Genomic DNA, 22,216 nt, shown 5'->3' with positions numbered 1-22,216 from the left:
AACATTGAATACCTATTATTTTAAACAAAAACTACTCAATTTAAACTATTTACTATTTTTAATTAAAAAAGCCCATCACGAAGATGAGCTTTAAAATTTTAACGATCAAATCATTTTAAATGGATAGACTTTCTTTTTCTTCTTGAAATAACTGAATTAATGGTTGAGTTAATAGCTCGTAACGCCAACCCAAAAGATAATCAGGTAAATCTTGTTCATCCCCTTGAGAAAGAACATGTTGATGAATTGCGTTTAGCCATTTTTTTCTAAGTAATACTTCTTTAGGAATAGAAGTCTCACTTATTGCATGGGCAAGCACCATATCCATTTTATCTAAAGTTTCTTTCGAGGTTACTTTAAAAGGTTTGGCAATTCTGGTTGGCCATTCACTTTCATGAGGTAAATCTTTAAGTAATTCTAGAATCGTTTTTCCATATTCACGGACTACATTTGGGCGAATATCTTTAACTTGCGAGAGCTGAAAATTATTACGTGGATTCTTTTCGACCATATCAATCATGGTTGAGTTTCTAAGAATAAAACTACGTGGCTGATTCGTCGCTTTAACAATGTATTCACGCCATTCACTTAAATTTTGTAGTTGCATCAATTGACGGCGCGAATGACGATAATTACCAACATCGCTATAGAGTAACTCTGTAGGCGTTTCACTAATAATTTCTTTAGTTAAACTACTACAATCTTCAAGAACATAGTCATAAAGCCCTTTCTGCTTAAGCTGTTCTTGAATATGATGCGCTAACTTCATTATATATAGAACGTCATTTGCCGCATAACAGAGTTGCTGAGGCGATAAAGGTCGAGCCAACCAATCAGATCTTGTTTGATCTTTTTCAATGTCAATGTCGAGACAGAGCTTTAGAGCACCTTGGTAACTTACTTGTAGTCCATGGCCTAAGAAAGAAAGACCCACTTGAGTATCAAACACATTAAGTAAGTCTTCTTGATCAGCGTAATGGTAGATTAAATCGATGTCTTCTCCACAAGCATGAAAAATATTTTGCTGTGCGAGAAATATTTTTTTCCAAAACTGACTTAAATCTAATGAAACACCATCCAACAGATAGACATTGCCATTTACATTGACTTGGCATACTCCAAGTTTAGGCCAAAGTGTGTCAACCTTAATAAATTCTGTATCAAGTCCATATATCGAACATTGATCCATTTTTTGCAGAACATCAACCAAATCGGTTTGCTGTTGGATAAACTGAAACATGCTTTCTCAAGTAAATGCAAAGAGTGCTTAGAACTCTGGTATATATAACATAGAAGTAGGAAATTACCACTTAAACCTTTTTGAATACTCTATTTTTGAACAATTTTTCGAAAATAGATAATTTTTTGATCTTTTATTTATATTTTTAAAGTTAACTCCAAATATACATTGTTTAAAATCTATCAGATCTTTTTCATTCTTATGGGCTTTCATATTTTATTTAAAAGATCTTTTGTAATTAAAGACAAAATAATATTTGCCTTTATATAGCTAAATTAATAAATCTGATTCAATTTTATATAGCATTAATGAAACAAGCATCGAAATGCTTATTTCATTCTCATACGATTATGAACTGCCTGACTTAAGGTATGGCTATCTACATACTCCAGTTCACCACCTTGCGGTACACCTTGAGCAATACGTGTCATTTGTATGGGTAAGTGCTTAGTCGCCTCTACCAAATAATGAGCGGTCGCCTGTCCCTCTACAGTCGCATTTGTTGCCAAAATTACTTCTTCAATTTTGCCTTGACTTAAACGCTGAATCAGATAAGGAATACCAATTTCTTCTGGGCCAATACCATCTAAAGGTGAAAGATGCCCGCCTAAAACATGGTATTTACCACGAAAACTTCCGCTTTGCTCAATCGCCATGACATCTGCTGGTGATTCAACTACACACAATAGTTGATCTTCTCGCTCAGTTGAGGCACAAATATCACAAATTTCATGTTCAGTTAAAGAATGGCAAACACTGCACTCATGAATATAACTTGAAGCTTCATGTAAAGCATGGGCTAATGCAAACGCGCCTTCTCTATTTTTCATCAAAAGATGTAATGCCATACGTTGAGCCGACTTCGGACCAACGCTAGGCAATATACGTAAAGCTTGAACGAGTTGTTCAAATCTATCACTAAACACAGAATTTCCTTAGAACATGCCCGCTAAGCCAGGTGGCAAGCCCATACCAGAATTCGCTTTTTGCATTTTTTCTTCAGAAATAACTTCTGCTTGACGTACAGCATCATTTACCGCTGCAGCAATCAAATCTTCAATCATATCTGGTTCATCTTGAAGTAATTCAGGGTTAATTTCGATACGTTTTACAAGATAGCGACCATTCATGGTTACTTTAACCAAACCGCCACCAGCTTCTGCGTGAACTTCAGTTTGAGCAAGCTCTTCTTTCGCCTTTTTTATATTTGTTTCCATATCTTTTTGCATGCGCTGCGCTTGCTGCATGAGCATATTGATATTCATAACTTTACTCCGTATCTCTATCAAATCTTTAAAGTATTATTCGTTATCTGGTAATACTTTATAAAAACTTAATCTCATTGAACCAACCTATGCGATTAAAATACATACAGATTAGTGCTTTGAACTCAAATTAATCCGTAATTCTGACACAATAGACTAATGTTTTCTATCAGTATCTCTCGCTCTATTTCACATAGCTACATGAGTAACATGCTTACACTTAGGCACACTTCATAAATACCTAAATGTTAGACATTAAAAAGTCTTATAAAAATTTGAATCACTATTGAGATGCCTGTAACCCTTTATCAATTGTTTTATATTCAGTTAGAGGAACTTTTTTAAAGGAAGTATTTGCTTCTTGAATAGATTTATCTGCTTCTTGCACCGATTTCTCTGCATTGTTAATCAACAAGGTTGTCTCATTTTCTGGGTTCTGATTCGGTTTGGTCAGCAATTTGTAACCCACTACCCCGATTACCCCCACTACAACAACGATAGCAATAGGCTTAAGCATTTTAAAACTCACATTTCTTTTAATTAAATTTAATTTCTTTATAACCTGTGCTCTTAGCTCTCATTTGAATAAAAATGTAGGTTTTTTATTGTAATTCTGAAATTTGAATAACATTTAAATAAAAAAACCATCTCGATTAAAGAGATGGTTTCATGAACAAGATAGCTATTTCGATCGAGATAATTAGATTAGATCGAGACCACGTGAGATATCACGAATAATATCGTTAATATCTTCTAAGCCCACAGATACACGTATTAAACCCTCTTGGATGCCTGCTGCGGCTTTTGCTTCAACAGAAAGTTTGCCGTGTGTAGTCGTTGCAGGGTGTGTAATTGTTGACTTCACATCGCCCAAGTTACCCGTAATAGAAATAAACTTGGTATTATCGATTACCTTCCAAGCACCTTCACGTTCGCCTTTAACAACGAAAGAAACAATCCCACCAAAACCACTTTGCTGTTTAGCAGCAAGTTCATGACCATCTTGAGTTGGCAAACCAGCGTAATAAACTTTTTCTACTTTTTCATGAGTAGTTAACCATTCTGCAAGAATTTGAGCACTCTCACAGTGTGCTTTCATACGCAAGCGCAAGGTCTCTAAACCTTTTAAGAAAACCCATGCATTAAATGGACTCATTGATGGTCCAAGCGTACGAACAACACCAAAAACTTCTTCTAATAACTGATGATTACCGACCACAGCGCCGCCTAATGCGCGCCCTTGCCCATCTAAATATTTAGTTGCAGAATAGATTACAAGGTCTGCGCCAAATTTTAATGGTTGCTGCAAAACAGGTGTACAGAAACTGTTATCAATCGCCAGTAATGCACCATTTGCATGAGCAATATCAGCAAGTGCTGGAATATCTGCAATTTCAGCTAGAGGGTTAGATGGTGACTCAACAAATAGAAGTTTAGTTTCTGGACGTACTGCATTTTTCCATGCATTCAAATCACATAAATCAACAAATGTAATATCTACACCAAACTTAGCAATATATTTTTCAAATAAGGCAACAACTGAACCAAAAACTGCTCTTGAACAAATAACATGATCACCGGCTTTTAGATATGCCATAGCAACTGACAAAATCGCGCCCATTCCAGAGCTTGTCGCAACAGCTCGTTCAGCACCGTCTAAAGCTGCTAAACGTTTTTCGAACATCGATACAGTCGGATTAGTAAAACGAGAATAGATATTTCCTTGAACCTGACCAGAAAATTTTGCTGCAGCTTCAGCCGCATTTTCATATACAAAAGATGAAGTCAAAAAAATCGGTTCGCCATGTTCACCTTCAAAACTACGAGTATGTCCGGTACGAATGGCTAAGGTATCAAGTTGGTATTCTAAATCATCAGACTGGTTCATTAAATGTTCGCCTTTACTGGTCATGTACTAAAAACTATCATCATTTTGAGTGTCTAAGGTATTTAAGGTCAAGGTAAACCTTAAAATTATCGCTTAGACTTTATTCAACTTTAGTAAATAGTTGGCAAAGCAAGATGAAACTCATAAAGTCCCTTGTCTCTGAACAAAGTCAAATCAAGCACCTTTCTGCCCGACTATTTCATTCAAAAACATTGGTTCTGTCACAAAGCACTCCATTTGAGGTGATTGGCGAATTCAATCAAACGCGTATTCGTTATTACGCAGCAACACAAAAAAAATTTAAAGAGCCTTTAGTGTTTGTTGCCCCACTCGCAATTAATATGGCGATATATGATTTATATCCTTATCGTTCTCTTATTAAGTACTTTCAAAATGCGGGCTTCGATGTCTATTTAGTCGATTGGGGACATTTAAAATTTAAAGATAGACATCTTAACTTTTTATCATTTATTGAAGATTTCATTCCTAAAGCAATAGAACTCATTCGCGCACATTCGGGAAGTGAGCAAATCTCGCTTCATGGCTGGAGTATGGCAGGCATATTCGTTACTTTATATGCTGCTCTGAACCAACCCAACCATATTAAAAATTTAATTGTTCTTGGTAGCCCAATAGATAGTTATGCATCTGGCCATATTGGTAAGCTCTATCAAACAATAAACCATTTGATTAGTCGCAATAAGAAGATTCAGGAACGTATTTACTCTGGATTGCCAAAACGTCTGATTCATAGTCCCGGAATTTTAAATTCATTAGGTTTCAAAATTCTTGATCCTAAAGGTTGGTTAGATGGACATGTGCAATTGCTAAAAAATCTTGATAACCTACAATTTGTACAAGAGCATGCCACCCTAAGTAACTTTTTAAATAATATGATTGACTATCCGGGTGGCATTAATCAGGACATGTTGTTTAATGTCTGGCTACAAAATCCGTTAAAACGCGGCTTTATTCAGTTAAAAGATAAGAAAATCGAATTAAAAAATATAGATTGTTCCCTCTTAGTTGGCGCGGGTCGTAGTGATCAACTGGTAACTGCTGACGCTGCTTCTCCATTAAGTCAATTGACAAGCAGCCAAGATGTCACGTTTACTCTCATCCCTGGTGGTCATTTAGGCCTAATGTCGAGTCAAGCAAGTGCTCTGGAGTTTTGGCCAAAACTGGCGGCATGGTTGGCTGAACGTTCAACGCAAATTTAAGGATGTGGTATTGCTGACTCTGCCTGCACATTAGAAAGCTCATTAAAGCGATTAAATATTGATATTTTCTGGATGCTCCAATAAGCAAACAAACAGTAAGTACTGAAGATGCTTATTTAAAACAAAGTGACTAATGATGATGTGAAAACCCCATTATTTAAAGTAAGCACATTTCTATGAAACTTTTTTATAGTCTAAAACACTAAATTTGTGAAATTTTAGAAAGCTTGACGTTATGTCGGTACGTGAATAATTTTTTTGTAATCAGGTGATTTAAAGTAATTAACAATCATTTGTGCACTTTTTTCAGACACAATCTTAGTTTGTTCCATTTTTGTTAAATAAGGATTGGTATGTATACAGCTCGGCAGCAAAGTATTTGCAAGCGGAGGAAAATTTTCTCTTCCTCCTAGAGTGATTTTTTCAATGAAACTTGCCAACCACATAATGTACTCACCCTTATTCTTAAATGCTGGCATTAAGCTAATATCGAGCTTAACTGCACACTCCTCGGCAGGTTTATTTAAGCATTCTTCAAAATCAATAAAATTATATTTTAGTCTGTATGGAGTTCCTTTTATCTCTTGTCTGATCATATTTATTAAACTATTTAGATGCTCAATAATATCTTTTGAGAAAAATTTATCTTCTTCAGATTTTTTATAAACTCTTTCAGCAATGAGTAAAAACTGTGGCATTTCCTATTTCCTTTTAATTTTGTCTCCGATGAATAATCAGATCCTTTAAGGAAGTATAATGAATATAACATTGCTATATGTAAGCAGCTTAGAGTAAAAAGTAACCAAAATAGTAAACAAGAAAGTAAGCCGCACAACCAGTCACACAAATTAAATATAAAGCCAATTACGTCTCAATATATAGATTTAAATTAATATACTTCGAAATAACTTTTATAAAAAAAAGCCCATTTCAATTATAGAAATGGGCTACAAAAACAAAAAACTATCAAACGCAGCAATTAAGGACAATATAATAGAAACTAAAATATGTAAAATCAATACATCTTTCAATTAAATTGTAAACTAAGATTAATTTTGACTTATTTATATTTTACAAATCAAAAGGAAAAGTCCCTTTCCATCTAGTTTAAAATAGATCCAGTGAATTCTACTTAACTCATAATCAAAAAAAGCGTGACAATTATCACACTTTTTATCTTTCTAATGTCATTAATATTTTTTATTAACCTCCTTTCAAGTTTAAATCGCTTATTTAGCAAATGAAGGAGTATATTTTTCTATCTTTATTAAGAAATAAAGTAAATTAATTAGGAATCAAATTCTGGAAATATATATAAAATTCACCTTAAGTTTATGTTTTTATTTGATTTTTATAAGATATTGATATCTAAGGTTTTTATTTATTTTGTGAACAATTTATCAACCAAAATAACACTTGAGTAATTAATAGTCATTGAAATATTAGTAATAAACCTTATATTGAGTACAGGTTCATACCTTTAACTGAGGAAACGCTCATGAATAAATTTATGGTTGCAGTCTTTACTGGCATGGTGAGCATTGCTGGTTTAAGCGTTCAAGCTGCAACACCTGAGCAAGAATGTCAGAAATTGCAAGACGATTATAATTTGATTTATGCATCAAAAGGCTTTTGTTTTAAAGATCCCGATGCTAAAGAAAAATATGGTAATGAGAACTGTCATACGACAAAACCAAAGTTTTCTGACAAAGAGCAACAACGTCTTGATGCTATTAAAGAGCGTCAGAAAGAATTGAAATGTAAATAATTTTTAAAGGAATAATACATGGCATACGATGATCAAAATATCTTCGCAAAAATTTTACGCAATGAACTTCCAGCGATAAAAATCTATGAAGATGATCAAGTTCTCGCTTTTATGGATATTATGCCTCAAGCCGATGGTCATACATTAGTTATTCCAAAAACACCTGCTGTAACGCTCCTTGATTTACCACCAGAAGCAGCAGCATATACCATACAAATTGTTCAGAAGATTGCGAAGGCAATGGAAAAAGCTCTCAATTTAGAAGGTATTGTCTTAATGCAACTTTCTGGAGCAGCGGCAGGACAAACCGTTCCACATGTCCATTTTCATCTTATTCCTACAAATGTGCATCAACTTGGACGCCATGCTGTAGAGTTAGGAGATCAAGAAAAAATCAAAGCATTAGCTGAAAAAATTAAAGCAGCTCTTTGATTTTTAATGTATTAAAGCGGAGTTAAAACTCCGTTTTTTTTTCGTCTAAAAACTATAAAAAATTAATATAACTAATTTATTTCTAAATTCCAGCTGTCATAAAACTGTCATTTATTTTTCACGCCCCTGTCACAAAATTTACCGATACTGCTTAGCAAGTTGGTGAGCTTTTGTAATTTTTTGTACACAAGTCAACTACAAAATAAATAGTTAACTAGGCATATGCCATTTTTAAATACTTTTTGGAGAAATCTCAATGAAGAAATTGCTACTCGCTGCCGCAGTTGCAACTTTGAGCATAAACGCGGTGCAAGCAGCGCCAACTTTGTATGGCAAACTGAATGTTTCTATTAACCAAGTTGACAATAAAAATTTCGATGGAAAAAGTGACGTTACCGAAATTAACTCAAACGCTTCTCGCATTGGGGTAAAAGGCGAAGAGAAATTAACTGACAAGCTGTCTGCTGTTTATTTAGCTGAGTGGGCAATTTCCACTGATGGTTCAGGTTCTGATAGTGATCTTAGCGCTCGTAACCGTTTTATCGGTTTAAAAACTGAAGGCGTTGGTACATTAAAAGTAGGTAAATACGATTCTTACTTTAAAACTGCTGCTGGTAATAACCAAGATATCTTTAATGACGATACACGTTTAGATATTACTAATATCATGTATGGTGAAAACCGTTTAGATAACGTAATTGGTTTTGAATTAGACCCTAAATTATTAGCTGGTATAACTTTCAACATCATGGCTCAAACTGGTGAAAGTACTACTGATAATAAAGCAGGTGAAACTGGTAAAGACAGTAAAAATAATGGTTTTGACTCTGTATCAACTGCGCTTGGTTATGAAAACAAAGATCTTGGCTTAGCAGTTGCTGCGGCAGGTGACTTTGGTATTAGAGGTAAATATGCGGCTTACAGTCTGAAAGATATTTATACAGATGCTTACCGCGTAACAGGCTCATATGACATCGCAAAAACAGGTCTTGTAATTGGCGCTTTATGGCAACACGCTGAACCTACTGATCAGTTGACTGCATATGGTCAAACATACAAAACTGATGGATCAGTTGATAAAGCTGGTAAAGCTTACCGTGATTTACAAGAAGAAGCTTATTCAATAACAGCTGCTTATAAAATCCCGAACACCAAACTTAAAGTGAAAGCAGAATATTCGTCTGCTCAAACACAAGTAAGTGGTCTATCAGATCGTACAATTGACTTATACGGTGTAGGTCTTGATTACCAAATCAACAAACAAGCTCGTTTCTACGGCATTGTTGCTCAGCAAAAACGTGACTGGTTGAGTGATAACGACAAACAAACAGTTGTTGGTACTGGTATCGAATATAACTTCTAATCAGTTACATTCAATTCATATCTAAAATAAAAGGGCTAATGTTATTACTAGTTGGTAATAATATATAAAACCCCTAAAAAAGATCCCTAACAGGGATCTTTTTTACTATTTATAGATTATTTCTTACTTTTAATGTAAATTTTTCAATGAATATTACTAGTAAAAATTATATAAATATAAAATCTACACACAAGTAATTACTATCCTAGTAATTATGAAATAATAAATCTAATTTAATATTTAAAAAATAATAATTAAAAATATAAACAAAACAATTAATAAATATTATATTTAAATAAAACTAATCATTTAATTAATATTAATTATCTTGACTTAAATAATTATATTCGATATTTTTTGATCAAATTTATTCAGAGTTTATCTAAAATGCTCAAATCTATTAAGCAAGTAAAAGATGATTTTTTAATTTCAGGAAAATCTATTGCCGAGTGGTCAAGAGAAAATAACTTTTCTCCTGACCTTGTTTATCGGATTCTAAAAAATAATAGAATCCCACGGCGTGGTGAAAGTCACAAAATTGCTGTACAACTTGGTATCAAGTGTCAGAAAGCTATAGATTAGTTTTTGATGCAGAAAGTATAAAGACCCATGCGCCAACATGAGTCTTTATAGGTTTGTCTTTTTACGTGCCGTAGCAAGACATTTCTATTCTATGAGACATTAATAACTTTATCAATGTTTACGTACTTTCTGCTTTTTTTCTTAACTTTTAGTTTAAGTGGATAAGTATATAGATGGTAAAAATAATCGCTAAAATAGTAGAGGATAATTCTGGTGTTTATCTTGAAATACCAGTTCTGTTGGACGAAAATCAACAAGTTCTCATGCCACTTTTAGAATATATTCTTACATTAAAAAGAAATGGCAAAAGTTATGCAACTCTTTCGCAATATGTAAATGCATCAAAACTTTTGTTGGAATATATGAATGCAAATATTAATTGTTTTGCTACTCCCCTGTCTTTATTCGAAGGTTTTAGTAGTCGATTATATACTGGAACTATTGGGAACGATGGCTTAGACCCCTCGGGCCTGTATTGGTTACCTCATAGTAAACAAGTCTCTAGAACATATATCACTGCATTAACGAAAATAACTGATTGGCTGTCTGCTAAATATGGTGAAATCCCAGTAAATCCTTTAATTGAAGCTGACAGTTTAGAGAAACGCCTTAATTACGCAGCATGGTTTCGCAAAAATCAACACAACTTTTTGGGGCATATTAAAGATAAATATATTAATTCTACTGTTCTTTACGTTCGACAAATTCAAGGAAAACGCCCTTTAGGAAAGCAATTTCAGGATGCTATAGAATTTCCTGAAAAATATTTTGAAGCTTTCTATTGTCAAGGGATTGGTGGAGCTGTAGATGCAAGAGTTGCTATACGTGATCAACTTATTGTATTACTCATGCATGGTGGTGGATTGAGAGAATCTGAAGCTTTTCACTTATGGATTGAAGATGTCCTCATTGACCAACTTAATCCTTCAAGTGTTAAAGTTCGAATTTATCATCCAGCAGACGGAAAAGCTCCCCACAACTGGCGTGGACGTTCTGGTAAAACAACCCGAGCAGCATATTTAAAAGAAATATATGCTTTAAGCCCGCGAAATGACCTAATCGGAAAAAAACATGTCGGTTGGAAAAGTCGAGTAACTGACAGTAAAGATGAATACCTAGAGGTACATTGGTTTCCTCTTATTTTTGGTGAGGTTTTTGCCAAACTGTGGCAAAACTATACAAGATTTCTTGCAAAAATTGATCGTAATCATCCATATGCATTTATTAGTTTCCATCGGAAACATATAGGAATGCCTTATACTTTGAATGCATTTCATGACAATTATCGTCAAGCATTAAAGCGTATTGGACTTAAAACATCTAAAGCGGATGGGTTATCTCCGCACTCACATCGTCATAGTTATGGAAGACGTTTAAGAAGAGCTGAAGTGCCAGAAGTTATAATTAAAAAATGCTTACATCATTCTGCTTTAGAATCACAAAGAGTTTATACGACGCCCACCATAAAAGAAATAAATAATAAACTTAATGCGGCAACTGAGCGTCTGCTAAACCCTTCTGAATTAGAGGAAAAAAATTTTTCTTGCAGCTGGGAAATGTTATCCGAATATAGTTCAACCATTTTAGGTTCAACTGATTATTTACACAAATGGATTTAAAATTAGGGCAAAATAATGGTTAATAAAATGGTATTTAAAAGAAAGAACAATGATGGTCGTAGTAGTGATTTAACTTTACAATGGCTTGTAAAAAATCGCGGAAATGAGTGGGAAATATGGCGACAATTTGCTGAAGAGTGGATTAAAAAACAAGATGCTGCTGTTAGTGGTAAGTTAAAAGCTTTGTGTAACTTTTTTGATGTTTATCTTGTCGATACATTGCCCTTTACAGCTGATGTTGTGAGTTTCTTTAATAAGAATAATTATAGAAAACCATCAACTGCTGATTTTAAAAGCGCTTTACTAAAAAAAACGAATAAAGGTGATAATAGACAAACAGCAGCATTATTAATCTATACGAAGCATTTTATTGATTGGCTGATAGATACACATTTTAGTGTAAAAAATGATTATGGTGTAACAGTTCGTTTATATACCAATCCATTCGAGAGTGTAAAAGTTCAAAATAATACTCATGAAACAGTATATAACCCACTGCCGTATCGTTACATTTGCAATTTACGCCATATTATATGCCCCAACCCAAGAGGATACTTTTCAGATTGGTTATGGGCACAAGCGAATGGTAGTGGTTGGTTTGAGGTTAATAAGAATCAGATTGATGAAAATGATAAGGATTGTGTCTGGAGAATTAAAAAAGTTACTCGCAATGGTAAAGTAACAAACATTTATCAATTATGGTCACCTATAACAAGCATGGTATTGCTTATTAAATTACACTTACCTCTACGTTCATATCAGATACGTATGCTTGACTCTGGCGAATCAGATTCAATGAGATATGAAAATGGTAACTGGATTAAAAATACACATTCTTTTGCTCGTATCAACCACCGCAAAGGTGTATTTCGTCTATTTAGAGATAATGCATCTGGATTAGAATCGACCGGATTTTATATCAACACAAATAAAACTGCAGATCAGAATAAAAATGAATTTGAGCGCGGTTATGAAATTCCATGGCAAAATGACGAGGTTTTATATTGGCTTGAAAAATTACGTAATTGGCAAGAAAAATATAATCCAATCAATAAGGCTACTGACTGCTTAACGCTTGAAATGAAGCACACTATCATACTAAAAACAAAAGCTAACTTGAAAGAAATGGGACATATTTGCTTTTTATTTCGTGATGCTAGGGCAAAGAATGTTGCAGATCGCAGTAAGCCAATTCAAGAAATTTTAGTTCAGAGATTCTGGTATAAATTATTACATCAGTTAGAAAAAAATCTTTTCATTTCTGGTGATACTTTGTCAAATGGTCACCCACTTAATCTAGTTCATAAATATAGCAATACTCCTGAATTAGTAAAAACGAAAACTGAATTTCCATTACACAGCCTTCGTGTATCACTTATCACCAGCTATGTTCTTGATGCCAAGCTTCCATTACCTATTGTATCGAAGATACTAGCAGGTCATTCGCGTCTAATCATGACCCTTTATTATACGAAACTCACCCCAACAATTATGAAGGATAAAATGAACGAGGCGGAGAAGCTTCTCGATAGCAAAGCACAGGAGAGTGTTAAAGTATTTCTGCAAGATGCTGAAATACGACAAATTGAGCACAAAATGGCCTATCACGATAATCTATCTATTGAGGCGGCATTAGTTAAACGAAATCCCATCGGCTGGGAATATCGTCATCATGGACTATGCCTAGCGGGCGGAAATACTGTTCGCTCAAACGAAAGTCAAACAATACCTGGCTGCTGGAATGGTGGAGCACTACTCAAAGATTCAACTGATATATTACGAAAAGTTTATGATTCGGTTCCGCATGGCTTAGAAAATTGTGTGCGGTGTCGTTGGTTCATTACTGATGCAAGTTATCTCCCAGCACTTAATGCGCATCTTAACTTTATGAGTTACAAAGCACATGAAGCTGCTAATTTAGCAATTAAATTAGAATATGAGATTGAAAAAATAGAAGAGTCCAAATATGAAGCTGAATATGCAGGTCAATTATTTAAAAAACACGATGAACTACAAGCACTTCAGCGCCGATACGAAAAACAGTTAGTCGAAGCTGATGAATGCGCAAAAGACTGGATTGCAACTTTTAAGTTAATTCGTCGTATCATTGAAATCGAGCAAAAACGAACGGAAAATGATGTCGTCAATAAATTAATAGCTGTCGGTACAGAAAGTGATATTAAAGTCGATTTTATAGAAACTAAATCAGAGTTGCTTCATCTTTCATTGCTTTGCGATGATGCAGAAATCTATCCAGACATGCTCGATGAAATAAGAAAAACATCAGCCATTGAGCGCTTGACTCAAAGTCTTAGTCGATTAATGATGCGTAAAAACTATACACCTCATCTCTTAATGCTTGATCCGGAACAACAACTTATTGCAACGAATGCTATGTTTCGTCAAATGGCATTACTAGCTGACCCGAATAATAAGCTTGATGGGTATAAAAAAGTTGCAAATTATTTAGAACTTGAACAATACATGCAAGATAGCAATTTATTAGATGTCGGAATCAAAGCTCTAGAAAATAATATGAACCAAAAAATTTTAAAGTTATCAACTCTCGGTTTAAAACAAAAAAAGTATTTTAAGGAATAATCATATGAACATTGATATAAATGTTTTATTAGAAAATTTAAAATTAGATAAAAGTCCTCGGACGGAAAAATCATTAGATCAACTCAATTCTTTATTGAAAGCTCGCTATAATTCAGGAGAGAAAGATTTCTCAATTGCAACTATAGGGCGAATATCAAAAGCAAATAATGGCGTAGGTACTGTCAGTATTCGTAATAAAACAGGTGTGCATTTTCGTTTACTGATCGAAGCGTGGGCGACGAAAGCCAATACCACTTTGAAAAAACCGCATGTAACCCAATCAAGAGTACTTAATATACCAACTGATTTACAGTTATTAACAAGATTAGATGATCCCGCATTGAGAGCAGTTTTTGGCCAAATTATTGCTGAAAAAAATAAGCTTAAAGTAGAAAACAATATTCTTAAAAAAAATGCAGAAGTCATTGTAGACATGCGACCAAAACAAATTATGAGATCAAACAGTGAAAATCAATCAATAGAAGTCTTACCAGCGTTAAATGATATTTTTCTTCCCAGTGAAATTGAGGCTTTAAAAGATGCTATTGATAAGAAAAAAATGGAATTCCGCGGACTGACTCCTTCTGAATCTGGAGCAGTAAAAGATGAAAATGGTCGTATATTATTTAAAACAGGTTTTATATTTGCAATACGGAAAATATTAATGCACATTTCTGCCTAACTTGAATAGAACCACCTTATTGCTCTTTCAATTTAAAAAATGAGATTCTGATGAATTATAATTATATATTTCATATAGAATATATATATGTAATGATCTATACCCTCTTGAGGTATAGATCATTGGATAATTAAATTAAATTTTTAACCACTTCTAGTAATACATTGGCACCATTTATAAGCTGATTTGGCTCTGTAAACTCGCGAGGATTATGACTAACTCCTCCTTTACTTGGAACAAAGATCATGGCTGTAGGAGTAATCCGTGCAATCATTTGAGCATCATGACCAGCACCAGAAGTCATACGGCGGTAGCTAAAACCTAATTTATTAGCAGTGCTTTCAATGAGCTGAACAATCTTTTCATTAAAATGAACTGGCTCAAATCGAGCTAATTGCTTTTGTTCAACCTGAACACCTTCTTGTTCTTCCAATAATTTTAAAAAATTATTTAATTTATTCTCAGCATTTTTTAATTTGCTTTCATCTGGATCACGCAAATCAACCGTAAATTCGACCATTCTTGGTATGACATTAATTAAATTAGGATGAACCTTTACACTTCCAACGGTTGCCAAAGTTGTCTTGGCTTCTACAGCTAACTCTCTTAAAAATGTATTTACTGAAGCTGCCGCAAAACCAGCATCATGTCTCATCTCAGTTGGAGTTGTACCTGCATGATTTGCCTTTCCCCTAATAATAATTTGTTGCCAAGAAATACCTTGTAAGTTTTCTACGGCACCTATTTCTATATTTTCTTTCTCTAAAATTGGCCCCTGTTCAATGTGAAGCTCAACATATTCTTGAGGAATAATGGTTCCTACCTTTAAATGACCCGCATAGCCAATTCTCGATAACTCGTCGCCAAGACGAGTTCCATCTGTACCGATCACATTTAGGGCTTCTTCAACTGGCATCCCACCCGCGTAAACTAATGAACCCATCATATCAGGTTGATATCGTACACCCTCTTCATTAGTAAAAGCAGCAACAGTGATCGGACGTAAAGGAAGAATTCCAGCTTTACGATAAGCTCTTACAACAGCTAAACCAGCCAATACACCATAACAACCATCGAGTGCACCAGCATTTTGTACAGTATCTATATGTGATCCCATCATTAGTACATTCTCATGACAGTTTCCATTAATAGAAGGTAAAGTTCCGAAAATATTACCTATCTCATCAATTTCTATATTTAGAACAAGTTCCTTCATCCATTGAACAACTAAGTCACGGCCTTTCTTTTCATCATCAGTTAAGGCAATACGCGTACGCCCTCCAACGTCCGAGTCAGCACCTATTTCACCTAATTCATTAATCTGTTTAATAAGAAGCTCACCGTCAATTAACATTTCCATTTGTAATGACTTAACATCTTCCATTTCAATATATCCATAATACTAACCAATAATTGATATAATATTTCTTTAACTTGATTCTTTTTTGATAAAATGAGTTCTCATATGAAATTTTATTGCGTATTGATCCAAATTAGCTGAGTAAATTATGTCACAAGTTCAACTTGATCAATTTGATCTAAAAATTCTTAAGATTATTCAAGAAGACGCCCGAATTGCTCAAAAAGATTTAGGTGAGCGGGTAAATTTGTCTACAGCTGCAGTAAATAGAAGATTAAAAAAATTAAGTGATGAAGGCGTAATTAAATCTTATACAGCCAATATTGAGGCAGCTTTTTTAGGTCTTCCTATTACTATCATTGCTATGGTTGAAATTTTAAGTGAACAGCATGAACATTTGGATAATACAAGAAAACTTTTTTCAAACTGCGAATATATTCAACAATCATATTATGTTACTGGCGAATGGGATTTTGTACTAATATTTCAAGTAAAAGACATGGATCAATATACGGATATTTCTGAAAAACTATTTATAAAAAATAATAATGTAAAACGTTTTAAAACACTTGTAGCTATGAAAAAAGATAAAGCTTCTCTTTCAATTCCCATTTAAATAATAAAAAGGCAAAGCACTAATTCGCTTTGCCTTTATACTCATTAGACTAAACTATAAAAAATTGCAGAAACTGTAATTATCCCAATCAATGTAACAAAAACATTACTAGCTTTATTACGATATGCTGCGAGTGAAGGAATCTTATATATAGCATACATAGGAAGTAATAAAACTAAGATTGCTCCGGTAGGCCCACTAATACTCACAATAATATCGAGAATACTTGGATTCTTATAAGCAACAAACCAACAGGTCAAAATCATAAATATAAAAATAATTTTATCGACAGATCCTTTGGTTAGATTAATTTCTTTCCTTTGACATTGATCAGAAATGATATCTGTTAATGTCTCATGTGCACCAATATAATGTCCTAAAAAAGATTTCATAATTGCAATGAAAGCAATTAGAGGAGCAGCCCATGCGATCACTGGAGTGTTAAAATAGTTAGCAAGATACGAAAGAATAGAAATATTTTGTTCTTTTGCAGATGCTAGGTCATGAGGAGATAAACTTAATATACAACTATAGACAAAAAACATGACAACACACACCATCAACATATAACCATATCTTTGAATCTGTGCACATTTTTTATCTGCTTCTATCTCACCATATGCTTTACGTTGCTTGACTACAAAAGGTGAAATAATCGGATAATGATTAAATGAAAGGACTAAAACAGGAAAGGTCATCCATAACGTCATCCAGATATTATTATGATTATTTGAAGTTAAAGTAAAGTTTTCAAATATGGCAGTATTCCAATGAGGTATTAGCCAAATAGCCATAAAAATTAATGAGATAATAAATGGGTAGACTAAAATACTCATTACTTTTACTGTTATATCTTGGCCAAAACGGACAATAAATAACAAAATACAAATTAATATAAATGACAATAAAGCACGTGGTGGTGCGGCCAAATGCAATTGGTGAGTTATAAAAGACTCAACTGTATTTGTTACTGCTACTGCATATACCAATAAGATCGTATAAATTGCCCAAAAATAAATTAAATTAAAAATACGACTAGCAGTAGTTCCCCAATACTCTAAGATTACTCCAGTAATACCGCTCTCTGGTTTACTAGAGGATAAAATAAATCGAGCAAATGCACGGTGAGCAAAAAAAGTAATTGGGTATGCTAACAGTGTAGTAATCAACAATGGAATTAGACCGCCAATTCCTGCATTAATGGGTAAGAATAAAACACCAGCTCCAATTGCTGTTCCAAACAGCCCTAGCATCCATGTAGTATCTTGTGAATTCCATTTATTACTATCCAAATACCCTTTCGTCTGATTTAAAATGTTTGACATAATTCTTGCCTCTGAAACTTATTTAGGTTTTCGAGGAATGGAAATGCCTTAGAATGCAGAACAGCTAAATATCTTATTATAAAAATTGAACATAGTTGCCCATAAAGTAAATTTATAAAATTTACTCCTCATTTATAATTAAGTTTATTTAACGTTATTCTGCATTAAATGGACATAACAGTTCCTTCTGTTAAATCATTAGAAATACGCTTTTTAGTATTTCTTCCTTTTATAAAGGCAAACGAGTTCTGATAATTTCAGCAAAATATTGGGCACCAACGCTTAATATATCGTCGTTAATGTCATAGTTAGAGTTATGAAGAGGAATAAATCCCTTTCCATCTTCTTCAACACCATTTCCAATAAAAGCGAAACAACCTGGTACTTTCTCTATAAATGCTCCAAAGTCTTCTGAAGCCATCATAGCTTGAACATTTGCATCTACTTTTGATTCACCCACGATATTAATTGCCGCGTTAACAGCAGTATTAACGCAAGTTGCATGATTCACGGTTGGAGAAAATTCATGTGTATATTCGAATTCACATTCGGCGTCATGCATTTTACAAATGCTTTCACAAATGGTACGCATTCTATTTTCTAACATTGTCTGTACATCTGGAGAGTAACTACGCGTATCTCCTGTAATAACAACATTGCTAGGAATTGCGTTACGAATGCCATCAGTATGAATTTCTGTACAAGAAATCACTGCAGGAACACTTGGATCAAGATTACGTGAAATAATAGTCTGGAGAGCTAAGATAATCTCAGCTGCAATCACTAACGGGTCTTTGCCCATATGAGGTCGAGCTGCATGTGTTCCTTTACCTTTAATTTTAATAGTGAAATTATCCTCACTTGCCATAATCCCACCTACTCGAGTACAGATACTACCCGCTGGTAAGCCTGGCCAATTATGGACACCATAAAATTCATCGATTGGAAAGCGCTCTAATAATCCCTCACTCATCATAGCTTTAGCACCGCGGCCATGTTCTTCTGCGGGCTGAAAAACAAACCTAACCGTTCCATTAAAATCACGATTTTCAGTTAATAATTTAGCAGCACCCAGCAGCATGCTCATATGACCATCGTGGCCACAAGCATGCATTTTTCCATGATTTTTAGAGCAATAAGATTTACCGGTTGTTTCAGTAATATTCAATGCATCCATATCAGCACGTAGGCCAATAACAGTAGGATTATTGCCCACTGTTAAGTTCGCGACTATACCTGTTCCACCAATTCCGGTATGAACATCTAAACCCATGTTTTTTAGTTGTTGAGCAATATATTCCGCTGTAGTAATTTCTTCAAAACCCGTTTCAGGATTAGAATGAAGCTCGTGTCTCCAACGGTGTAACTGTTCTTCAAAACTTATTAAACTCATCTAAATTCCTTGTCTATCCACAATATCTCTATATTTGATTAAATAACCTTGTAGTTAGTAGGGATAACATCCTTCCCACACCACTTTTCTATATAGATCTGTGTTTGTGTCACCTTCCGTACTAAAAATCAGTACAACTGATTCTTCATTTAAACCTAGACTTTCTTTTAGATCCGCCTGCTCTGGGCTGTTACTAAGTGCATAAAGTAAACCTAGATTAATTGCACCAGAAGGACCACTCGTTATGGGGTCATCACCCTTTAATGGATTACCTAAAATTCTCATTCCAGTCGCAGCTATAGAATCTTCGACCTTCGCAAAAGCAAACGTACAATCTTTTAAGATCGGCCATGTAATTGGATTGACCTCGCCACAAGCTAAACCAGCCATAATTGAATTTAAGTCACCATCAACTGCAATAAGCTGTCCAGATTTATCTTGTGCAGATTGATAAACACAATCGGCAGTAACAGGTTCCGAAACAATAGCTTTAAAATTTTGGACACCAAGCGCATCAACCAAATACCCTAGAATTCCACCAGCCATCGCCCCTACACCTGCTTGAAGCATAATATGGGTAGGTACTAAATCTTTAAATTCATTGAGTTGTTCTACAGCCTCATCAGCCATAGTCATATAACCTTGAGAAATCCATGTCGGAATCGTCTCATAACCATCCCACGCAGTGTCCTGCACAAGAAGCCATCCATTTTCCTGTGCTGTCTTGTTAGCTAAACGAACGGTGTCATCATAATTTACATCTGTGACAATACAATCAGCGCCTAAAGCTCTGATTCTTTCTACACTTGCTTTTGCAGAACCTTTAGGCATGAATACAACCGCTTTTTGCCCCATTTCTCTTGCAGCCCAGGCAACACCGGTTCCATGATTTCCGGCTGTGGCAGTCGTAAATACAACAGTTTCTTTCAATAAAGTTTTAATATTTTTCAAATCAAAATGATTCATATCAATATTTAACTTTTCAGCAAGCAGTTTAGCTAAAGCATATGAACCACCGAGAACTTTAAAGGCATTTAAGCCAAAGCGTTTCGATTCATCCTTTACTAAAATATTTTTTAAGCCTAATTTTTTAGCTAAATATTCTAATGAAACTAAAGGAGTGGGATCATATCCTTCGATTTTTCGGTGTAGATTACGAACTTGACTGGCTATCTCCTTATTAAAAAGTGGGCTACTCTTTCCTGAATACAATTCGTTATTACTAATACTAAACATGCTCTATCTTGCTCTTTAAATCCTATGAAAAAAATGGCTCGTAGCCTTATGAAGGCTTAAAAGCGATAACTTCAATTTCGACAAGTGCATCTTTAGGTAATCGAGCAGCTTCAACACATGAGCGTGCAGGTGAATTATTTGTTCCGAAAAACTCTAGATATACTTCATTGAATTCTGAAAAATCAGCCATATCTGCTAAAAAGCATGTTGTTTTGATCACGTATTCAAGTGAAGAACCTTGAGCCTCTAAAATACTTTTAACATTGAGTAATGATTGATATGTTTGCTCACGAATACCCCCTTCTGGAAATTTCATTGTTTCCGGAATTAAAGGTAATTGCCCTGAGGTAAAGATTAAATTTTGAAATCCAATACCTTGTGAATATGGACCGATTGCTTCTGGTGCATTCTTCGTACATATAATCTGTTTCATTTTAGTCCTCATTGAACTACATCATCATTTTAAATAACGAACTAACTTATAACCATTTAATTCGTAATATTTAAATTTATAATTAATGATGGTAAATATAACTGTAAATTTAAAATTCCATTTCTCTACAGCTTAAATTTAGTTATTGAAGTAGTATTTTATAAAACTATTTAGGTTTTATTAACTTCATTACTAGTTATTTACATGATTCAAGAATAATTAAATATCGAATCAATAAAATAGAAACTATAAATATGGAAAATTAAATAATATGATTATGTATAATCTCTTTGGCTTAGTAATTATTACTAATAAGTTACTTAAGAAATATACACAACGTCACAACAACATAATTATTTGTTGTAGATCTAGAATGTAATGAGTAATCAATAAAGTCAAAGAACTTGAACGAGATTTACTTAAATACATTTTTTTTATGTTTTTTGGGGCTTTTTAATGAATTAAATTTACTTTTAAACTCATTTAGAGAAATTAAATTTCTTATGGATTTATCAATTTCAACATATGACTATTGAGAAAATATTGATAGTTATCATAATTCTACTCCAATTTACCAATTGGGTTTATAAAAATTAATAAATAATTCAAAGAGATATGATAAAGAATTTATCTACTTAACAAACGCCACAACTTTCATTAGGTTTATAACTCGTGCTTTACATATGTAACATAGCTGCTTCTAGTCATAATTTCTCACAAATATTTGGGGATGATATTCTTAGATGAAGTCAATCCACTGCTGCATCTTACCACCTGCTTAGCATTCTATTTTGTTCAATTTATTAAGACATATGCATGACTCCTACTTCTTAAACTTCACAATAATCAATTAGTTCTTAAATTATTTATAAATTCCGCTAAAAGCAACTAGAGACGCTAATACTAAAACTTTAATTATTACCATATCTTCAATTATTTAGTGGAATGTTGGGATATCCATCTTTCAGGATATGGCCATTCAGCAAAGACTTATTCGACCTTCTATAAGCCTTGAAAATTTTGATAACCCAATCAATTATTTTGTATTAATTTTCTCTAGTCTTTAAGTTTTTCTTAGATTCTTTATACATTCTCTCATTATGAATTGTTAATTTTATGGCTTTTTATAAGAAGCATCTTTCAATAAAGATTTTCTTTCAACCCATGAAAGTTAATCTGATTTGTTAAGTAAT

The 22,216-nt window shown here is 33.8% G+C and carries 20 protein-coding genes; 9 read left to right on the top strand and 11 right to left on the bottom strand.

Annotated features, from left to right (window positions below):
* Window positions 1–115: 115 nt before the first annotated feature.
* The 5 genes from WA249_RS10310 to WA249_RS10290 form a co-directional block, all read right to left on the bottom strand.
* Window positions 116–1,240 carry a ribonuclease D gene (locus tag WA249_RS10310; RefSeq protein ID WP_336168475.1) on the bottom strand — a complete coding sequence of 375 codons (1,125 nt, stop codon included), beginning with the start codon at window positions 1,238–1,240 and terminating at the stop codon, window positions 116–118.
* A 329-nt stretch (window positions 1,241–1,569) separates the two neighbouring features.
* Window positions 1,570–2,166: a recombination mediator RecR gene (gene recR / locus WA249_RS10305; protein ID WP_004792557.1), complete on the bottom strand. Its 597-nt coding sequence runs from the start codon at window positions 2,164–2,166 to the stop codon at window positions 1,570–1,572.
* Between the two features lie 9 nt (window positions 2,167–2,175).
* On the bottom strand, window positions 2,176–2,505 hold the full coding sequence (locus WA249_RS10300; protein WP_004792558.1) for a YbaB/EbfC family nucleoid-associated protein: 330 nt from the start codon (window positions 2,503–2,505) through the stop codon (window positions 2,176–2,178).
* Between the two features lie 283 nt (window positions 2,506–2,788).
* Window positions 2,789–3,022: a hypothetical protein gene (locus WA249_RS10295; RefSeq protein ID WP_336168472.1), complete on the bottom strand. Its 234-nt coding sequence runs from the start codon at window positions 3,020–3,022 to the stop codon at window positions 2,789–2,791.
* A gap of 183 nt (window positions 3,023–3,205) precedes the next feature.
* Entirely contained in the window at window positions 3,206–4,393 is a 1,188-nt protein-coding gene (locus WA249_RS10290; RefSeq protein ID WP_336168645.1) for an O-succinylhomoserine sulfhydrylase, read from the bottom strand.
* Between the two features lie 134 nt (window positions 4,394–4,527).
* On the opposite strand from WA249_RS10290, the gene WA249_RS10285 reads away from it, so the two are divergent.
* The gene (locus WA249_RS10285) at window positions 4,528–5,613 is read left to right on the top strand and encodes an alpha/beta fold hydrolase (protein WP_336168471.1); all 1,086 of its coding nucleotides are present in this window, start codon (window positions 4,528–4,530) and stop codon (window positions 5,611–5,613) included.
* Between the two features lie 233 nt (window positions 5,614–5,846).
* Here WA249_RS10285 and WA249_RS10280 read toward each other — a convergent pair whose 3' ends face one another.
* The gene (locus WA249_RS10280) at window positions 5,847–6,311 is read right to left on the bottom strand and encodes a hypothetical protein (RefSeq protein ID WP_336168469.1); all 465 of its coding nucleotides are present in this window, start codon (window positions 6,309–6,311) and stop codon (window positions 5,847–5,849) included.
* A gap of 800 nt (window positions 6,312–7,111) precedes the next feature.
* Here WA249_RS10280 and WA249_RS10275 point away from each other — a divergent pair.
* The 7 genes from WA249_RS10275 (at window position 7,112) to gmtX (ending at window position 14,660) form a co-directional block, all read left to right on the top strand.
* A complete protein-coding gene (locus WA249_RS10275; RefSeq protein WP_004792570.1) occupies window positions 7,112–7,381 on the top strand; it encodes a YARHG domain-containing protein in 270 nt (89 codons plus the stop codon).
* A gap of 18 nt (window positions 7,382–7,399) precedes the next feature.
* Window positions 7,400–7,813 (top strand): HIT family protein, encoded by a 414-nt coding sequence (locus WA249_RS10270; protein ID WP_111853820.1) that lies wholly within the window; start codon window positions 7,400–7,402, stop codon window positions 7,811–7,813.
* Between the two features lie 256 nt (window positions 7,814–8,069).
* Complete coding sequence (locus WA249_RS10265) at window positions 8,070–9,176, top strand: porin (protein WP_336168467.1); 1,107 nt, start codon at window positions 8,070–8,072, stop codon at window positions 9,174–9,176.
* A gap of 387 nt (window positions 9,177–9,563) precedes the next feature.
* Window positions 9,564–9,758 carry a DNA-binding protein gene (locus WA249_RS10260; protein ID WP_270907205.1) on the top strand — a complete coding sequence of 65 codons (195 nt, stop codon included), beginning with the start codon at window positions 9,564–9,566 and terminating at the stop codon, window positions 9,756–9,758.
* Between the two features lie 173 nt (window positions 9,759–9,931).
* On the top strand, window positions 9,932–11,377 hold the full coding sequence (gene gmtY / locus WA249_RS10255) for a gamma-mobile-trio recombinase GmtY (RefSeq protein ID WP_270907204.1): 1,446 nt from the start codon (window positions 9,932–9,934) through the stop codon (window positions 11,375–11,377).
* 15 nt (window positions 11,378–11,392) lie between these two features.
* The gene (gmtZ, locus tag WA249_RS10250) at window positions 11,393–13,978 is read left to right on the top strand and encodes a gamma-mobile-trio integrase GmtZ (protein ID WP_304392631.1); all 2,586 of its coding nucleotides are present in this window, start codon (window positions 11,393–11,395) and stop codon (window positions 13,976–13,978) included.
* 4 nt (window positions 13,979–13,982) lie between these two features.
* Window positions 13,983–14,660 (top strand): gamma-mobile-trio protein GmtX, encoded by a 678-nt coding sequence (gmtX, locus tag WA249_RS10245; RefSeq protein ID WP_270907202.1) that lies wholly within the window; start codon window positions 13,983–13,985, stop codon window positions 14,658–14,660.
* 130 nt (window positions 14,661–14,790) lie between these two features.
* Here the strand turns inward: gmtX and WA249_RS10240 are convergent, their stop codons facing one another.
* A complete protein-coding gene (locus WA249_RS10240; protein ID WP_304392632.1) occupies window positions 14,791–16,044 on the bottom strand; it encodes a Zn-dependent hydrolase in 1,254 nt (417 codons plus the stop codon).
* 124 nt (window positions 16,045–16,168) lie between these two features.
* Between WA249_RS10240 and WA249_RS10235 the strand changes: the two genes are divergently transcribed.
* On the top strand, window positions 16,169–16,636 hold the full coding sequence (locus WA249_RS10235) for an Lrp/AsnC family transcriptional regulator (RefSeq protein ID WP_304392633.1): 468 nt from the start codon (window positions 16,169–16,171) through the stop codon (window positions 16,634–16,636).
* 44 nt (window positions 16,637–16,680) lie between these two features.
* Here the strand turns inward: WA249_RS10235 and WA249_RS10230 are convergent, their stop codons facing one another.
* The 4 genes from WA249_RS10230 to WA249_RS10215 form a co-directional block, all read right to left on the bottom strand.
* Complete coding sequence (locus tag WA249_RS10230; RefSeq protein ID WP_336168462.1) at window positions 16,681–17,961, bottom strand: aromatic amino acid transport family protein; 1,281 nt, start codon at window positions 17,959–17,961, stop codon at window positions 16,681–16,683.
* A 229-nt stretch (window positions 17,962–18,190) separates the two neighbouring features.
* Window positions 18,191–19,354, bottom strand: a complete 1,164-nt coding sequence (locus tag WA249_RS10225) for a M20 aminoacylase family protein (RefSeq protein ID WP_336168461.1) — start codon at window positions 19,352–19,354, stop codon at window positions 18,191–18,193.
* 54 nt (window positions 19,355–19,408) lie between these two features.
* On the bottom strand, window positions 19,409–20,590 hold the full coding sequence (dpaL, locus tag WA249_RS10220) for a diaminopropionate ammonia-lyase (protein ID WP_304392636.1): 1,182 nt from the start codon (window positions 20,588–20,590) through the stop codon (window positions 19,409–19,411).
* 46 nt (window positions 20,591–20,636) lie between these two features.
* On the bottom strand, window positions 20,637–21,023 hold the full coding sequence (locus WA249_RS10215; protein ID WP_304392637.1) for a RidA family protein: 387 nt from the start codon (window positions 21,021–21,023) through the stop codon (window positions 20,637–20,639).
* Window positions 21,024–22,216: the final 1,193 nt, after the last annotated feature.

It is taken from the genome of Acinetobacter sp. 161(2023), from assembly GCF_037027805.1.
Classification (GTDB): Bacteria; Pseudomonadota; Gammaproteobacteria; order Pseudomonadales; family Moraxellaceae; genus Acinetobacter.
This window is presented reverse-complemented; position numbering and strand designations above follow the sequence as displayed.

Excerpts from the sequence above, each read along its gene's own strand:
- WA249_RS10310 (WP_336168475.1), bottom strand. The coding sequence starts at position 1,240 with ATGTTTCAGTTTATCCAACAGCAAACCGATTTGGTTGATGTTCTGCAA.
- WA249_RS10300 (WP_004792558.1), bottom strand. The coding sequence starts at position 2,505 with ATGAATATCAATATGCTCATGCAGCAAGCGCAGCGCATGCAAAAAGAT.
- WA249_RS10295 (WP_336168472.1), bottom strand. The coding sequence starts at position 3,022 with ATGCTTAAGCCTATTGCTATCGTTGTTGTAGTGGGGGTAATCGGGGTA.
- WA249_RS10290 (WP_336168645.1), bottom strand. The coding sequence starts at position 4,393 with ATGAACCAGTCTGATGATTTAGAATACCAACTTGATACCTTAGCCATT.
- WA249_RS10285 (WP_336168471.1), top strand. The coding sequence starts at position 4,528 with ATGAAACTCATAAAGTCCCTTGTCTCTGAACAAAGTCAAATCAAGCAC.
- WA249_RS10280 (WP_336168469.1), bottom strand. The coding sequence starts at position 6,311 with ATGCCACAGTTTTTACTCATTGCTGAAAGAGTTTATAAAAAATCTGAA.
- WA249_RS10275 (WP_004792570.1), top strand. The coding sequence starts at position 7,112 with ATGAATAAATTTATGGTTGCAGTCTTTACTGGCATGGTGAGCATTGCT.
- WA249_RS10270 (WP_111853820.1), top strand. The coding sequence starts at position 7,400 with ATGGCATACGATGATCAAAATATCTTCGCAAAAATTTTACGCAATGAA.
- WA249_RS10265 (WP_336168467.1), top strand. The coding sequence starts at position 8,070 with ATGAAGAAATTGCTACTCGCTGCCGCAGTTGCAACTTTGAGCATAAAC.
- WA249_RS10260 (WP_270907205.1), top strand. The coding sequence starts at position 9,564 with ATGCTCAAATCTATTAAGCAAGTAAAAGATGATTTTTTAATTTCAGGA.
- gmtY (WP_270907204.1), top strand. The coding sequence starts at position 9,932 with ATGGTAAAAATAATCGCTAAAATAGTAGAGGATAATTCTGGTGTTTAT.
- gmtZ (WP_304392631.1), top strand. The coding sequence starts at position 11,393 with ATGGTTAATAAAATGGTATTTAAAAGAAAGAACAATGATGGTCGTAGT.
- gmtX (WP_270907202.1), top strand. The coding sequence starts at position 13,983 with ATGAACATTGATATAAATGTTTTATTAGAAAATTTAAAATTAGATAAA.
- WA249_RS10240 (WP_304392632.1), bottom strand. The coding sequence starts at position 16,044 with ATGGAAGATGTTAAGTCATTACAAATGGAAATGTTAATTGACGGTGAG.
- WA249_RS10235 (WP_304392633.1), top strand. The coding sequence starts at position 16,169 with ATGTCACAAGTTCAACTTGATCAATTTGATCTAAAAATTCTTAAGATT.
- WA249_RS10230 (WP_336168462.1), bottom strand. The coding sequence starts at position 17,961 with ATGTCAAACATTTTAAATCAGACGAAAGGGTATTTGGATAGTAATAAA.
- WA249_RS10225 (WP_336168461.1), bottom strand. The coding sequence starts at position 19,354 with ATGAGTTTAATAAGTTTTGAAGAACAGTTACACCGTTGGAGACACGAG.
- dpaL (WP_304392636.1), bottom strand. The coding sequence starts at position 20,590 with ATGTTTAGTATTAGTAATAACGAATTGTATTCAGGAAAGAGTAGCCCA.
- WA249_RS10215 (WP_304392637.1), bottom strand. The coding sequence starts at position 21,023 with ATGAAACAGATTATATGTACGAAGAATGCACCAGAAGCAATCGGTCCA.